Source organism: Endoryza foliicola (assembly GCF_050589245.1).
GTDB classification, from domain to species: domain Bacteria; phylum Bacteroidota; class Bacteroidia; order Chitinophagales; family Chitinophagaceae; genus Endoryza; species Endoryza foliicola.
The window spans coordinates 270,516-283,785 of the sequence record NZ_JBOBEW010000005.1 but is presented as its reverse complement, the minus strand read 5'-3'; the positions used below and the strand labels follow the sequence as shown (position 1 = coordinate 283,785).

At 40.2% G+C, this 13,270-nt stretch carries 14 protein-coding genes; 7 read left to right on the top strand and 7 right to left on the bottom strand.

The features are described 5' to 3' along the window. Positions 1 to 28 precede the first annotated feature (28 nt). Positions 29 to 469 carry a DUF3276 family protein gene (locus ACQ2HE_RS13485; protein ID WP_430896004.1) on the bottom strand — a complete coding sequence of 147 codons (441 nt, stop codon included), beginning with the start codon at positions 467 to 469 and terminating at the stop codon, positions 29 to 31. Between the two features lie 147 nt (positions 470 to 616). Further along, positions 617 to 2,473 (bottom strand): ABC transporter ATP-binding protein, encoded by a 1,857-nt coding sequence (locus ACQ2HE_RS13480; RefSeq protein WP_430896006.1) that lies wholly within the window; start codon positions 2,471 to 2,473, stop codon positions 617 to 619. Positions 2,474 to 2,642: 169 nt separating this feature from the next. On the opposite strand from ACQ2HE_RS13480, the gene ACQ2HE_RS13475 reads away from it, so the two are divergent. Further along, positions 2,643 to 3,593 (top strand): threonine ammonia-lyase, encoded by a 951-nt coding sequence (locus ACQ2HE_RS13475; protein WP_430896008.1) that lies wholly within the window; start codon positions 2,643 to 2,645, stop codon positions 3,591 to 3,593. A gap of 151 nt (positions 3,594 to 3,744) precedes the next feature. After that, complete coding sequence (locus ACQ2HE_RS13470; protein ID WP_430896010.1) at positions 3,745 to 5,169, top strand: MBL fold metallo-hydrolase; 1,425 nt, start codon at positions 3,745 to 3,747, stop codon at positions 5,167 to 5,169. Between the two features lie 101 nt (positions 5,170 to 5,270). Here the strand turns inward: ACQ2HE_RS13470 and ACQ2HE_RS13465 are convergent, their stop codons facing one another. From ACQ2HE_RS13465 to ACQ2HE_RS13455, 3 genes are all read right to left on the bottom strand, one after another. Beyond that, on the bottom strand, positions 5,271 to 5,783 hold the full coding sequence (locus tag ACQ2HE_RS13465; protein WP_430896012.1) for a TlpA family protein disulfide reductase: 513 nt from the start codon (positions 5,781 to 5,783) through the stop codon (positions 5,271 to 5,273). Positions 5,784 to 6,122: 339 nt separating this feature from the next. Further along, positions 6,123 to 6,353, bottom strand: coding sequence for a hypothetical protein (locus ACQ2HE_RS13460; protein WP_430896014.1), 231 nt, complete (start codon positions 6,351 to 6,353; stop codon positions 6,123 to 6,125). A gap of 1 nt (position 6,354) precedes the next feature. Then, complete coding sequence (locus ACQ2HE_RS13455) at positions 6,355 to 6,663, bottom strand: rhodanese-like domain-containing protein (protein WP_430896016.1); 309 nt, start codon at positions 6,661 to 6,663, stop codon at positions 6,355 to 6,357. Between the two features lie 179 nt (positions 6,664 to 6,842). Here ACQ2HE_RS13455 and ACQ2HE_RS13450 point away from each other — a divergent pair, with 179 nt between their 5' ends. The 5 genes from ACQ2HE_RS13450 to ACQ2HE_RS13430 all read left to right on the top strand — a co-directional run bounded on the left by ACQ2HE_RS13450 (position 6,843) and on the right by ACQ2HE_RS13430 (position 10,342). Continuing rightward, positions 6,843 to 7,493, top strand: a complete 651-nt coding sequence (locus ACQ2HE_RS13450; protein ID WP_430896018.1) for an HAD family hydrolase — start codon at positions 6,843 to 6,845, stop codon at positions 7,491 to 7,493. After that, positions 7,494 to 8,069: a Crp/Fnr family transcriptional regulator gene (locus tag ACQ2HE_RS13445; protein WP_430896020.1), complete on the top strand. Its 576-nt coding sequence runs from the start codon at positions 7,494 to 7,496 to the stop codon at positions 8,067 to 8,069. Positions 8,070 to 8,697: 628 nt separating this feature from the next. Continuing rightward, complete coding sequence (locus ACQ2HE_RS13440) at positions 8,698 to 9,429, top strand: pirin family protein (protein ID WP_430896022.1); 732 nt, start codon at positions 8,698 to 8,700, stop codon at positions 9,427 to 9,429. A gap of 21 nt (positions 9,430 to 9,450) precedes the next feature. After that, entirely contained in the window at positions 9,451 to 9,984 is a 534-nt protein-coding gene (locus ACQ2HE_RS13435; RefSeq protein ID WP_430896024.1) for a YceI family protein, read from the top strand. 43 nt (positions 9,985 to 10,027) lie between these two features. After that, positions 10,028 to 10,342, top strand: a complete 315-nt coding sequence (locus ACQ2HE_RS13430) for a hypothetical protein (RefSeq protein WP_430896026.1) — start codon at positions 10,028 to 10,030, stop codon at positions 10,340 to 10,342. Between the two features lie 39 nt (positions 10,343 to 10,381). Here the strand turns inward: ACQ2HE_RS13430 and ACQ2HE_RS13425 are convergent, their stop codons facing one another. Both ACQ2HE_RS13425 and ACQ2HE_RS13420 read right to left on the bottom strand, forming a co-directional pair. Next, positions 10,382 to 10,708: a four helix bundle protein gene (locus tag ACQ2HE_RS13425; RefSeq protein ID WP_430896027.1), complete on the bottom strand. Its 327-nt coding sequence runs from the start codon at positions 10,706 to 10,708 to the stop codon at positions 10,382 to 10,384. A gap of 156 nt (positions 10,709 to 10,864) precedes the next feature. Then, positions 10,865 to 13,261, bottom strand: coding sequence for a glycoside hydrolase family 127 protein (locus ACQ2HE_RS13420; RefSeq protein WP_430896029.1), 2,397 nt, complete (start codon positions 13,259 to 13,261; stop codon positions 10,865 to 10,867). Between the last annotated feature and the right edge of the window lie 9 nt (positions 13,262 to 13,270).

Sequence of the window (13,270 nt, the reverse complement as noted above, 5' to 3'; positions counted from 1 at the left end):
GGGGCTTTTGCATATCAGTTAGTTTGGATTACCATTTGTCTACCTCTTCGGTAGTATCGTTAGCAGAAGTACTTGCACTGGTGGTAGGTTCTGGAGCAGGGGCTGTAACTGCAGGAGCTGAATCAGCTACGTCAGTATTCATATCTGAACCATGATCAGCGCCTTCTTCACCTTCATAATTGTCGTGATTGAACGCATCAAAATCAAAATCTGGCATCAAATCAGTTTTCACATAATCAACGGCTTCGGTAAGTGCTTTTAAGAACTTGTTGAAGTCTTCTTTATAAAGGAAAATCTTGTGACGATCGTAACCGTTTTCATTGAATTTTTTACGGCTTTCAGTGATCGTGATGTAGTAGTCATTTCCTCTTGTTGCTCTTACATCAAAAAAATAGGTTCTACGTTTTCCAGCTCTAATTCTCTTGCTGTACACACTTTCCATTCTTTTGTCGTTGTTTTCGTACGCCACAGTTATTTGCTTTTTGGTTTACAATTTCTTGTTAAAAGACCTTACAAATATAATATTGTTTTGGATTCAGCAAAATTTGAGTTCTTTTTTTATCATAGATAACCCCCTGAAATCCACAAAATAGTGTGAATAGTACCAAAATCGGCATCAATTCTCTTTTTCTTGTCTTTGTTGATCGTATAGAAATTTATAATATCCGTCTGCTTTTATAAGTTCATCGTGAGTGCCGTTTTCTACCATCCTGCCCTCTTCTAACACAATGATCTGGTCAAAATGCAGCAATGAAAAAATGCGATGGGTGATGATTATAGCTGTTTTATTTTCCAAAAAGACGTTTAAATTAGTGATGATTTCCTTTTCAGTTTTGGTATCTACAGCGCTTAAACAATCATCAAAAATGACCAGATTGGGATTTTTGATTAATGCTCGAGCAATTGAAATTCGCTGTTTTTGGCCCCCACTCAAAGTTACTCCTCGCTCTCCAATCATGGTTTCATAACCGTTGCTGAAACGGTCAATTTCTTTGTCAACACACGCTAATCGCGCCGCCTTTTTAACCTGTTCTTGGGTTGCGGCGTTTACACCGAATCCAATATTGCCCATTACAGAATCACTGAACAAAAACACATCTTGAGGAACATAACTCATTTGATTCCGCAGCGACTCCAAGCTCCATGTCTTTAAAGGGGTATTATCAATCAATATTTCACCTGAGCTTGGATCGAACATTCTCAGTAATAGTTGGGCTACTGTTGTTTTTCCTGATCCGGTATGACCTACAATAGCAATTTTTTGGCCCTTATTTATTTTTAATGAAAAGTCTTTGATGGCAGTAATGCCTGTATTTGAATAGGTAAAGCTAACATTATTAAATTCGATGGTTCCGTTCAAATCCTGTTTGTATGGAGCTTCCGGCGACTTAATATCGGGCTGCTGCAATAAGAATTCATTGATTCTTTTTTGCGATGCTGAGGCACGCTGAATCATGCTGGCCGTCCAACCGATCGCACTCACCGGAAAGGTTAACATATTTACATAAAGTACAAATTCGGCGATAGTACCAATAGTTACATGGTGTTCGTGATTGATGGCATAGAGTCCGCCCATCATGATAGTTAATAATGTGCTTATGCCAATAATCAAACCCATTGAAGGGAAATAGATAGCCTCCATCCGCGCTAAACCTATTGCTTGTTGTTTGTAGTCCTCGCTGTTTTTGTTAAAAAAGCCTTGCATGGCTTTCTCTTGAACAAAACTCTTGATTATGCGGATTCCGGAATAGGATTCTTGCGCATTAGTAGTGAGATCAGATAAATGGGCCTGGATTTTCTCACTTTGTTTATGTATTAATGTATTAACGTAGTAAATGGTGATCGCAAGTAATGGAAGAGGCGCTAAAACATACAGCGTAAGCAAGGGCTGTGTTGCGATCATGAAATAAACACTGAAACCAATTGTAGCCGCAAGGTTAATAAAATACATCAGTGCAGGCCCCGTGTACATTCTCACCCTACTCACATCCTCTGAAATTCGATTCATCAAATCGCCGGTACTGTGTTTTTTATAAAAAGTGCTGTCGAGCATGAGGTAGTGATTGAACACTTCATTCTTTTGGTCGTACTCAATATGGCGGCTCATTACAATAATAGTTTGCCGCATTAGGAACATGAAAAATCCGCTCAGCAATGCCAAAACCAACAAGGTAACACCACACAATAAAACGGTATCTCCCAAATCAAAATCACTTGATTTAAAATAGTGGGTAAGGCTTTTCACCAGTACGTCGAAGCGGGCCTCCTTGTTGCCCATGCTTTCAGCAAGTGTTCCTGCTGCTTCCGGTTTCTTTGTTTTAATGAGCGTGTATTGAACATTATCAATCACAAACCCTGTAATTTGGGGGGTCAGAATTCGGAAATAGTTAGACAAAACAATGAATACAATTCCGAGTAGAAAACGGGTGCGGTATTTCCAGAAATATTTATTGACTTGCTTTAGGTGCTTCAAACAAAAAAGATTTGTGCAAAGGTACTTCGCTTTTTCGGGTTTTAGGGCTGCCGTTTATCAAAAGAACAGGGTTCCAATTTCACCCAAATTTGTGAAGATGGTCGTTCTTCGATCGTTTATTTCTTGCCCAAGAACACTATAATTCTCAATTATTAATTATTTTGGCTGTATGACTATTAGCAAAGAGGCCATTGTGGCCGCCCACCAGCGCATTGCTCCGTTTATTCACCGCACACCGGTATTAACTTGTTCTACCATCAATAGTTTTGCCGGTTGTGAGTTTTATTTCAAATGCGAGAACTTGCAAAAAATTGGAGCATTCAAAATTCGCGGCGGGATGAATGCGGCACTCCAGATACCTGAATCCGATCGAAAGAACGGATTGGCCACGCACTCTTCCGGAAACCATGCTCAGGCAGTAGCTTTTGCTGCAAGAATGCTTGGAGTGCCTGCTTATATAGTAATGCCGGAAACCTCCCCCAAGGTAAAGGTTGAAGCCGTAAAAGGGTACGGTGCTGAAGTGCATTTTTGTGCGCCCAATCAACAAGCCCGAGAATCGCTGTTAAATGAAATTGTTGAAAAAACAGGTGCCTATTTCATACATCCCTATGACAATTACGAAGTGATTACCGGACAAGCCACTGCGGCTAAAGAATTAATAGAAGACAGTCCTGATTTAGATTTCATTCTTGCTCCTGTAGGTGGCGGAGGATTGTTGAGTGGTACGCTGTTAAGTGCTCATTATTTTTCACCTAAAACAGCTGTATATGCCGGAGAACCGGAAGGTGCGGCAGATGCGATTCTTTCTGTGAAATCGGGGAAAATAGAAAAAGCTCCTTATATCAATACCATTGCAGATGGGCTACTTACTAGCTTGGGAGAACGAAATTTACCTATTATCAGGGAGTTTGTAAAAGAGATATTGTTGGTTTCGGAAGATGAAATAAAGGCAGCTTTAAGGATCGTATATGAACGAATGAAGATCATAGTGGAACCCAGCTGTGTGGTTCCCTTGGCAGCCGTACTACGAAATAGAAGTTTGTTCGAGCATAAGAAAGTGGGGATTGTCTTCAGTGGAGGAAACGTAGATGTCACTAAAATCTCCTCTTGGTTTGTGTAACTTTAATCACATATAGCTGATTGTTAATCAGTTACAATCATTCCAATTTGACTAAGTTCAAGAAATAGTATGAGACAGGTCAGCAAAACTGGGGGCTAAAAAGTTCGACTTTTGAAGGGTTACGATTTATTATTAATTCCAAACCATTCTTATGTTAGTTGAACAAATGTACACCGGCTGCCTTGCTGAAGCAGCCTATTATATTGAAAGCAATGGCGAAGCTGCCATTATAGATCCTTTAAGAGATATCAAACCTTATATCAAAAAAGCAGAAGAACGAGGTGCTGTAATAAAGTATATTTTCGAAACTCATTTTCATGCCGACTTTGTAAGTGGGCACCTCGAATTATCACATAAAACTGGTGCCACTATTGTGTTTGGGCCTACTGCAGCTCCGGCCTATAAGGCACACATCGCAGAAGATCATGAACTGTTCAAGCTAGGCGATGTTTCCATTAAGCTACTCCATACGCCAGGTCATACCATGGAAAGTAGTTGCTTTCTGTTAATAGATGAAAATGGGAAAGAGAACAGCATCTTTACCGGCGACACATTGTTTATTGGAGATGTTGGCAGACCCGATCTTGTTCAAAAGGTTAAAAAAGAAATTACCCCTGAGCTATTGGCAAGAAAACTATACAACAGTTTGCACACTCAAATAATGCCTCTGGCCAACGAAGTAATTGTATATCCGGGTCATGGCGCCGGTAGTGCCTGCGGTAAAAGCATGAGCAAGGAAACGATTGACACACTTGGCCACCAAAAGGCAACCAATTATGCCTTGAATCCCGGTTTAACGGAGGATGAATTTGTTAAACAAGTTACAGAAGGTCTGGTTGCTCCTCCACAATACTTTCCTACCAACGTTTTGATGAATGTTAGAGGAGGAATCTTAAGTATTGAAGAAATCTCAAAACGAGGCACTACCCCACTGTCGATCACTGATTTCCTGACAGCTCAAGAAAGCTTAAATGCACTTGTGTTGGATACGCGTTCCAAAGAAGCGTATGCACATGCGCATATTCCGGGATCTTGGTTTATTGGATTGGACGATCAATTTGCACCTTGGGCCGGTGCGTTGATTACTGATATGGAACAACCCATTCTTTTGATAACAGAGCCTGGAAGAGAGGAGGAAGCCGTTGTAAGGTTGGCTAGGGTTGGTTATGACTATACACTCGGTTATTTGCAAGGTGGAATGGAAGCATGGACGGTAGCAGGTAAACCAATAGCCGGTTTAGAAGAAATAACTCCTGAATCCTTTGCGCAATCATTTGAAAGTTTGCCTGTTGGCGCTTCTGTACTTGATGTTAGAAGAAACAGTGAGTACGAACGTGAACACATTCTTGGTGTTCAGAATTTTCCGCTCGATTTTATTCATCAGAATCTTTCTCAGCTTGATCCAGAAAAAACCTATTACGTGCATTGTGCCGGAGGTTATAGGTCCGTGATCGCTTGTTCTATTCTATTGGAAAGAGGGTTTAAAAAAGTGATCAATATTAAAGGAGGTTTCAACAAGTTAAAAACAACCGGGCTACCCCTGAGTGCCTATAAAATTCTACATACAGAGTTATAAAATAATCCACCTCGAGTTAATCCGTTTTCAAAATGAAAACATAACAAAAAGAGCGTTCATTTGGAACGCTCTTTTTGTTATGCATTGATTTCTTTTTTGAATTATTTTGAAAGTAGCCTTTTGTAACTGCCTGTGTTGTAGTTCTCAGCTCCATCAATTTTCTTGATCAATTTTCCGTCTTTATTGAAAATAAATGTTGCAGGAATGCCCTGTACGTTGAATAATTCGGGAAGATTTCCCATGGGATAATACGCAGGTACTTTGATATTTTTTTCACTCAACCATTGAAGTGAGTTCATAAAGTCGTCATCAATTGCCAGCATGACAAAAGTTGCCTTCGATGCATCAACAGATGAATACAAGGATGCGAGCGACGGCATTTCAGCTTTGCAAGGTGGACACCAGCTCGCCCAGATATTCACCAACACGTTTTTACCCTTCAGTGATTTTAGATTGACCACTTTCCCACTAGCATCTTTCACTTCAAAATCAGGCAATTCAGGAGCCGACGCATCTACGTTAACAACGATGTCTTCCGAGCTATCGGGCGTGTTGCTTTTACATGATCCCAAACTTATCAAAGCGATGCCTGCAATGAGCGTAAACTTATTCATTCGGTTCGATTTTAAAAAAACACCCATGAGTTCTCTGCAAAGATACTCATGTGTTCACTAAAGTTAAGAAATGTTTACAGATCTCCCTGTTCAATACATCTTTTTGGCTTCAAAAAACCTGTTAAAAAAATAACCAAGCCAAATAAAATGGCGGGCCAAGCCCCCTTTTCGTAAAACCAAATTCCGGTTGCTATGAAGAACGTTCCTAACAACCAGCGTAAAATTCGGCTGAACCAAGTTATTTGTTGTTCTACTGTCATCGTATAAAAGAGGTTTTATTAATCAACCAATGTTTGCGACGCCTTTACTTTTAAAGGCCTGTACCCTATTTGATTCTATTCAAAGCTCCTCGAATTCCACTTTTTCTTCCGACTTTACACTTCTAGTAGGTACCGAACATCCCGAAGGGCCGCAACATCCAATATTGAACAAAGCGGTAGCGGCTAATAGAAACCCGATTAGAATTACTGGAAAATCGTGTTGAACAATGCCCTGAACTGCAATCGCCAATGCCAAAGCCATCCGAAGGATTCTTGCAAAATGCCAGCCTGTGAAAAGTACCTGTTTCATATTAACTAATTTTAGATGCGAGTGAAATCCATGGTCCACCGTTGTAGACCTCCAATCCTGCATTTGCAAGAATTGATTTTGCCATCCCACTTCTGGCTCCGCTTCTACACACAGTTATAATAGGCTTGCCTGTCTTTTTCAACTCACTTACTTTTGATGAAAGCTGATCTAGAGGAATATTTCTTGCGCCTTTCACAGAGCCGGATTTGAATTCGCCATTGGAACGCACGTCTACAATGATGGCCCCTCTGTTCAATACAGATTGAAAATCGACCGGTTTTCCAAACAAACTTTTTAAAATAGAGAACATAATAATAATTTTTAAAGTTTCCCGGAATTGATCTTGCAACCGCATCCGGGAATGAACATACCAAATTGATAGCACTGTAAAATTCAGCATTGAGAAGCTGAAAAACAGTGACATATATCACATGCTTTCACATTGCTGAAAATTGGCATTCTCCCCCTTGAATAGTACCTTGCAACCGTATGATAAAAGGATTTGTTTTCGATCTCAATGGCACTATGATCGATGATATGGAGTACCATATCAAAGCTTGGCATCGAATTCTCAATGATTTAGGTGCATCAATTAGTTTAGAGCGAATGAAAGAGGAATGCTATGGCAAGAATCATGAATTACTTGAGCGCATGTTTCCAGGCAGGTTTACCTATGAGGAAAAAGACGCTATGAGTTACGAAAAAGAAAAGGCGTATCAAGCCGCTTTTCGCCCTCAATTAAAATTACTCCCAGGTTTAGAATCGTTTATCAAAGAAGCTTTTGATAGAGGTATAAAAATGAGTATCGGTTCCGCTGCCATCATGTTCAATATCGATTTTGTACTCGATGGATTGAACATACGTCCTTATTTTCATACGCTGGTTAGCGCCGATGATGTAAGTTCGAGCAAACCAAACCCCGAAACCTTTTTGAAATGTGCGGCCGGAATGGGTTTAGAACCGGAAGAGTGTTTGGTTTTTGAAGATGCTCCTAAAGGTGTTTTATGTGCTCAAAATGCCGGCATGAAATGCATTGTAATTAAAGGCATTCATACAGAAGAAGAGTTTGCCGATTTGAAAAACATTACTGAGTATATTGATGACTACACACAAGTTTCAATCGACAGTCTACTAGTTTAAATGGAATTACTACATCATACTTTTTCAAAGCATATCAGTATAACGGAGCAAGAGCTTACGGTTGTACTGAATCGTATGCGCAAGAAAACGGTCAAGAAGAAGCAATACCTTTTGCAGGCTGATCAGGTGGCAAAAGATGCAGCTTTTGTAGTTTCCGGGTGCCTACGTTCTTATTCCATTGACGATAATGGATTTGAACACATCCTTCAGTTTGCGCCGCAGGGTTGGTGGATCACAGATATGTTTAGCTTTATCAGTGAGCAACCCGGAAACCTTTTTATAGATGCCATTGAAAACACAGAGCTATTGTTATTAAGCAGAAAAGATCAATTAGCGTTGTTTGATGAATTGCCAAAGCTGGAGCGCTATTTTAGAATTGTGACTGAAAAGTCATTGGTCAACAGTCGCCAGAGGTTAGTCGAAAACTTAAGTCTTACCGCTAAAGAGCGCTACGAGCGATTTTGCAACATCTACCCCACCCTAATTAATACACTTCCGCAAAAACAAATCGCAAGTTTTATTGGGGTAACTCCTGAATTTCTAAGTAAGATGAAAAGTCAATGGCTTAAAGGTTAGTTGATCAATTAGTATAGTAGGCTTTAGGCCTTAGGCTTCTTTTTACCACAGAATACCTTTAGATAAAGTTTTGAGTTATTGAGTTATTAGTTATTAAGTTTTGCGCAGCTTTGCTGCTTGGGATTCGCAAAGGGAAAGAAGTTTAAAAAAGAGCGCAAAGGGTTTGTCCTTATAAAGTTCCTTTATAACCACAGAATCCATACAAATTAAAACAGATTCTCACAGATTAGAAACCGATATTCAATCAACCTGATTATTTGCTAATTGATTCTTAAGCATAGCTTTTTTACCGCAGCGGCGCAGCGGTCGCAGCGTAAACGCAGCGCTGGCAGTTTTTCTGTATTTCCTCGTTCCTCGTCTCCTCTTATCCTCGCTCCTGTATTTCCCCCTGTTCCTCCCCCCCTTCTTTCTCTGTCTTCCCTCGTTCCATCATTCAACGCTGTATTTCCTCCTTCCTCGTTTCCTCTCATCCTCCTTCCTGTACTATCGGCTGTTTCATTCTTAATTCTTAACTCTTAATTCTTGATTATACCCCCCCTTCTTAACCTAGATTAACTTTTTTTCTTGACCTACATTATTGGAACAAGCATGAAAATCAACGCAAATTTGTGGTATAAATTAAACGAATATGACACAAACAATATATCATCCGGCAGACACGAGAGGTCACGCAGATTTAGGCTGGTTGAACAGCCACCACACATTTAGTTTCGCTCATTATTACAATCCTGATAGAATGCATTTTGGAGTGTTACGCGTATTGAACGACGACACCGTAACTGAGGGAAAAGGCTTTGGAACCCACCCGCACGACAATATGGAAATCATCAGCATTCCATTGGAAGGTGATTTGGAACACAAAGACAGTATGGGTAACACCACTGTAATTAGATCCGGAGATGTTCAGGTAATGAGTGCAGGAACCGGTATTTATCACAGTGAATACAACAAGAACAAAGACCAAGCGGTAAAATTTCTTCAAATATGGGTATACCCCAATAAAAGAAATGTAAGTCCCAGATACGATCAAATTACCCTCGATCCGTCAAAAGGTCACAATCAATTGCAACAGGTATTGTCGCCCAATGCTGATGACGAGGGTGTATGGATTTATCAAGACGCTTGGTTTCATATGGGGAATTTTGATAATGGAGTAAGCACCCAGTATCAAATCAAAAAGTCAGGTAATGGCGTATATGCATTCGTTTTAGAAGGAAGTTTTGAAATCGAAGGTCAACAATTGAACAAAAGAGATGGTTTGGGAATTATAGACAGCACAGGGTTTAACTTAAAAGCAACCAGTGCTAATAGCAGAATCCTTTTAATGGAAGTACCAATGAAATTAACCAACGCAAATTAAACTTTTAAAATACATAACACAATGTCAACAACAACTTGGGCTTTAGACCCTTCACACAGCGAACTCCAATTTAAAGTGAAACACTTGATGATCACTACTGTAACCGGAAGCTTTACTGACTTTACTGTAAGTGCCACTACAGAGGGTGATGATTTCACAAAATCTTCAATCAGTTTCAGTGCAAAAACTGGAAGTGTTAACACTAACAGTGAGCAAAGAGATGGTCACTTGAAAAGTGCAGATTTCTTTGATGCTGAAAAGTTTCCTGAAATCAGTTTCAAAAGCACCGGTTTTGAAGCAACTTCAGATGCAAGTGAATTCAAATTGAAAGGTGATTTGACTATTAAAGATGTTACAAAACCAGTAGTTCTGAATGTAGAATTTGGTGGCGTTAACAAAGATCCTTGGGGTAATTTGAAAGCAGGATTTACTTTGAATGGCAAGATCAATCGCACAGATTGGGGTTTGAACTGGAACGCAGCTTTGGAAACAGGCGGTGTTTTAGTAAGTGAAGAAGTACGTTTACTCGCAGAAATTCAATTGGTGAAGGCTTAGTATATATCATCCCGGCTGGGCAATCACAGCCGGGATTTTTATTATGAATAGAAATTTGAACATAGTATCCATTTGCAAAGACCCTGAAATTGGAGCGGTGATGAAGCGCTTGCTAGAGCAGGAAGAAGGCTGGACGTGCATTTCATGCACTTGCCCGGAATCGGTTTCCATGCTTCTCGAAAAAAATACGCAGATTGATGCAGTTTTGGTAGGTTCTGGTTTAAGTGATGAGGAAGAACAAAACATTCAACAGCAAGTAGCTTCTTTGAATTCATTTATTCCCATAGTACATCATTACGGTGGCGGCAGCGGATTGATTTGGGCCGAAATCAAATCAGCATTAGGAATTAAGAATTAAGAGTTAAGAATTAAGAATTTAACCGCAATTTTCATATTGCTAACTTTTTGTAGAAGACTTAACAATCGAAGCTAAAATTCTAACCAATTCATCGGCGTCATGTTTTAGTTCAAAGTCGGATGGGTACACTTCAGAATTCTCGCATAAATCCAACCAATAAAGGGTTTCATTGGCTTCTTTAAGGGCAATTTTAAGTTTATGAATAAAATCCGCTCTGCTTTCTGCGAACTTTGATTCGTGAATAAGTGCTCCGATTGCCGTTCCAGATCTCAACAATTGGTTTGAAATAATGTATTTTTTTTGAACATTTAGCAACTCGCAATATCTAATTATATTCAATGAAAACTTCATTGATTTTTCTTTCACAATGTTACGTTGGGTCATTTTTTTTATTGCAAGCTAAATTCAACTAAACTAAAAAGAAAGAATTTACAACTACAGTTTTGATTCAAAAGTTGTACAACCGCAACTAATGCATGACCTCAATTCTTAATTCTTACTTCTTAATTCTTAATTGTTCGCTCACTTCACGCTCCATTCGTGAATCCCCGTAGAATTATCCTTCGGTAACTGCACCACCAACTTCAAAGCTGTTGTGGTTACAGCTTCGAACTTTACGGTATCAAACTTGTCTTTTGTTATGGTATAAGGCGAAAGATTTTTAACCGGTATCCATTCGCTTCCTTTCTTATAATAAAGTTTCCATTCTAAAGGAATTCGACATCCACCCCAGGGTCCGTCGTCGAACCAATACACGCTTGATTCTGATATGGTGTATTCTTTATCAAAATCGTATTGAACCCACTCTTCTGTGTTGTTCTTAGGCCACCAATGTAAATAAGATGCACTGCCATCTTTTGAATCAGCGGGTTCGTACTGGTCATTAAGCGCTCTAAACATGCGTTTGTTCTTCACTGAAGAACTTACTGTGCTTTTGGAAGCAATACTTGGAGCCGGTTTGGGTTTAGCTGCAGAGGCGTCATAGGGAATCCATACTTCCATTTCAGAGGGTCCTCTATTGGCCCATGAATAGTATGGAATGGCAGTAACAGTTTGATCAGTTAATTGCAACGCATCTGAATTTTCCATTCTTTTGGTTGCCGATCCGGTCATTTGTATTGTCATTACACCATTTAATAATTGTTCGTTGTAAACAGTTTGAACAGGCGCATTTTTATTGACTACAATATTCATAACTGCCGAATCTTTATTGTCGGGTCCTTCCAAACAATATAAAATTGGGCCCATTTGCAAGGCAAATCTTTTTTGATCAGCGGCCACTTCGGAACGCGCTTCTACTTTGGTAACTTCCCAAGGCAATTGTAATTCCAATTGATCTCCTTTCTTCCAGCTTCGCTTCACTGTAGCGTAGCCTTTCTCGATATCATAAGCAACGGGCTTCCCGTTCAATAACAACACGGGCTTGGCTTTTAATGATTGCATCACTTGATACAATCCACCCGGAATAGGTTTGTTTTGAGCCCATCCGGGGATCCTCATTTTTACTGCAAAGTTGGCCGCCTGTTCCGGATCAACGGTTAGTTTAATAGTTCCATTCCAAGGATAATTGGTTTCTTGTGTGAGCTTTATTTTACTAACCGGAAGCTTAATGGTAGAAACACTTCCTACATATAAATTCACATAGAGATCGTTTCTATTCTGAGCATACACATAACCCGGCATTGAAGGCAGAAAACGCGACATATTTGAAATGCAACAGGCACAATCGAACCAAGAACTTCTTTGGTGCTGCCCTAAAGATGCAAGTGGATTGGGATAAAAGAATTTATCGCCACTTAGAGAAACACCCGATAACAGTCCATTGTATAAGATTCTTTCGAGCACGTCAATGTATTGTCCGTCGCCGTGCAACAAGAACATACGACTGTTCCAATATACATTTGCAATAGATGCGCATGTTTCAGCATAGGCGGTCATATTGGGTAGATCAAAATCACCGCCAAAGGCTTCTCCGTTATTGGTAGCTCCGATGCCACCGGTGATATAAATCTTCTTTTCCACTGCATCGTGCCAGATATCGTCTATTGCAGAAAGATAAGCCTTATCGCCAGTAAGGGCAGCAACATCGGCCATTCCGGTGTACATATAGGTAGCGCGAACGGCATGACCTACGGCTGTATGTTGATCCACTACTTTTTTGTGGGCCTGACTGTATTCGTGATTTAGATGTCCTTCTTTGCCGCGCAAGTCGAGGAAGAATTTCGCCAAATCGAGGTAGGCTTTTTTTCCGGTAACGCGGTAGAGTTTGGCAAGTCCCATTTCTACAACTTGGTGTCCGGGGAACTTTTCTTCCTTGCCCCATCCAAAAGTTTTTACAAGAAGATCGGCATTTTTGGTTGCGATGTTCAAGAAGTTCTTTTTGCCGGTTGCCAAATAATGGGCTACGGCCGCTTCATACAGATGGCCTGCATTGTAGAGTTCATGACTCAGGTCTTCCTCTTTCTCCCAGCGTTTTGATCCCACCCAATCGTGTTGCTTTTTGGGTTTCATGGTGCGAAAAGTGTAGAGATAACCATCGGGTTCTTGAGCTGCAGCAATCACAGAAATAAGGCTATCGAGGGTTTTTGCGAGTTTGGGATTGGGTTTATTTTGGAGACTGTAAGAAGCCCCCTCAATCAGTTTATAGAGATCGGTATCATCGAAGGTAAAGGCAGTGATTGTATCAGCCGGTAATTTCCCGGCAGCACGCAAGAAATTGTCAATACGTCCGGTTCTGTAACACTGTGCCAAGGTATATGGGATGGTCACTTCTGCATTCACTCTTAATTTGGGTAACCAGAAATTATCGCGCACACTCACTTGAGTAAAAGGAACGGGCTGAATAGGGTAATCTTTATTCTGAGCCAATGAAGGAACCAGTGCAAATGCAAGCGATAGTGACAAGAGCGTGCGTTTCATGAAATCGTT

Bases quoted from the DNA above. Each gene is read 5' to 3' on its own strand.
- ACQ2HE_RS13420 (WP_430896029.1), bottom strand. From the start codon at position 13,261: ATGAAACGCACGCTCTTGTCACTATCGCTTGCATTTGCACTGGTTCCT.
- ACQ2HE_RS13465 (WP_430896012.1), bottom strand. From the start codon at position 5,783: ATGAATAAGTTTACGCTCATTGCAGGCATCGCTTTGATAAGTTTGGGA.
- ACQ2HE_RS13450 (WP_430896018.1), top strand. From the start codon at position 6,843: ATGATAAAAGGATTTGTTTTCGATCTCAATGGCACTATGATCGATGAT.
- ACQ2HE_RS13455 (WP_430896016.1), bottom strand. From the start codon at position 6,663: ATGTTCTCTATTTTAAAAAGTTTGTTTGGAAAACCGGTCGATTTTCAA.
- ACQ2HE_RS13470 (WP_430896010.1), top strand. From the start codon at position 3,745: ATGTTAGTTGAACAAATGTACACCGGCTGCCTTGCTGAAGCAGCCTAT.
- ACQ2HE_RS13440 (WP_430896022.1), top strand. From the start codon at position 8,698: ATGACACAAACAATATATCATCCGGCAGACACGAGAGGTCACGCAGAT.
- ACQ2HE_RS13475 (WP_430896008.1), top strand. From the start codon at position 2,643: ATGACTATTAGCAAAGAGGCCATTGTGGCCGCCCACCAGCGCATTGCT.
- ACQ2HE_RS13460 (WP_430896014.1), bottom strand. From the start codon at position 6,353: ATGAAACAGGTACTTTTCACAGGCTGGCATTTTGCAAGAATCCTTCGG.
- ACQ2HE_RS13435 (WP_430896024.1), top strand. From the start codon at position 9,451: ATGTCAACAACAACTTGGGCTTTAGACCCTTCACACAGCGAACTCCAA.
- ACQ2HE_RS13445 (WP_430896020.1), top strand. From the start codon at position 7,494: ATGGAATTACTACATCATACTTTTTCAAAGCATATCAGTATAACGGAG.
- ACQ2HE_RS13430 (WP_430896026.1), top strand. From the start codon at position 10,028: ATGAATAGAAATTTGAACATAGTATCCATTTGCAAAGACCCTGAAATT.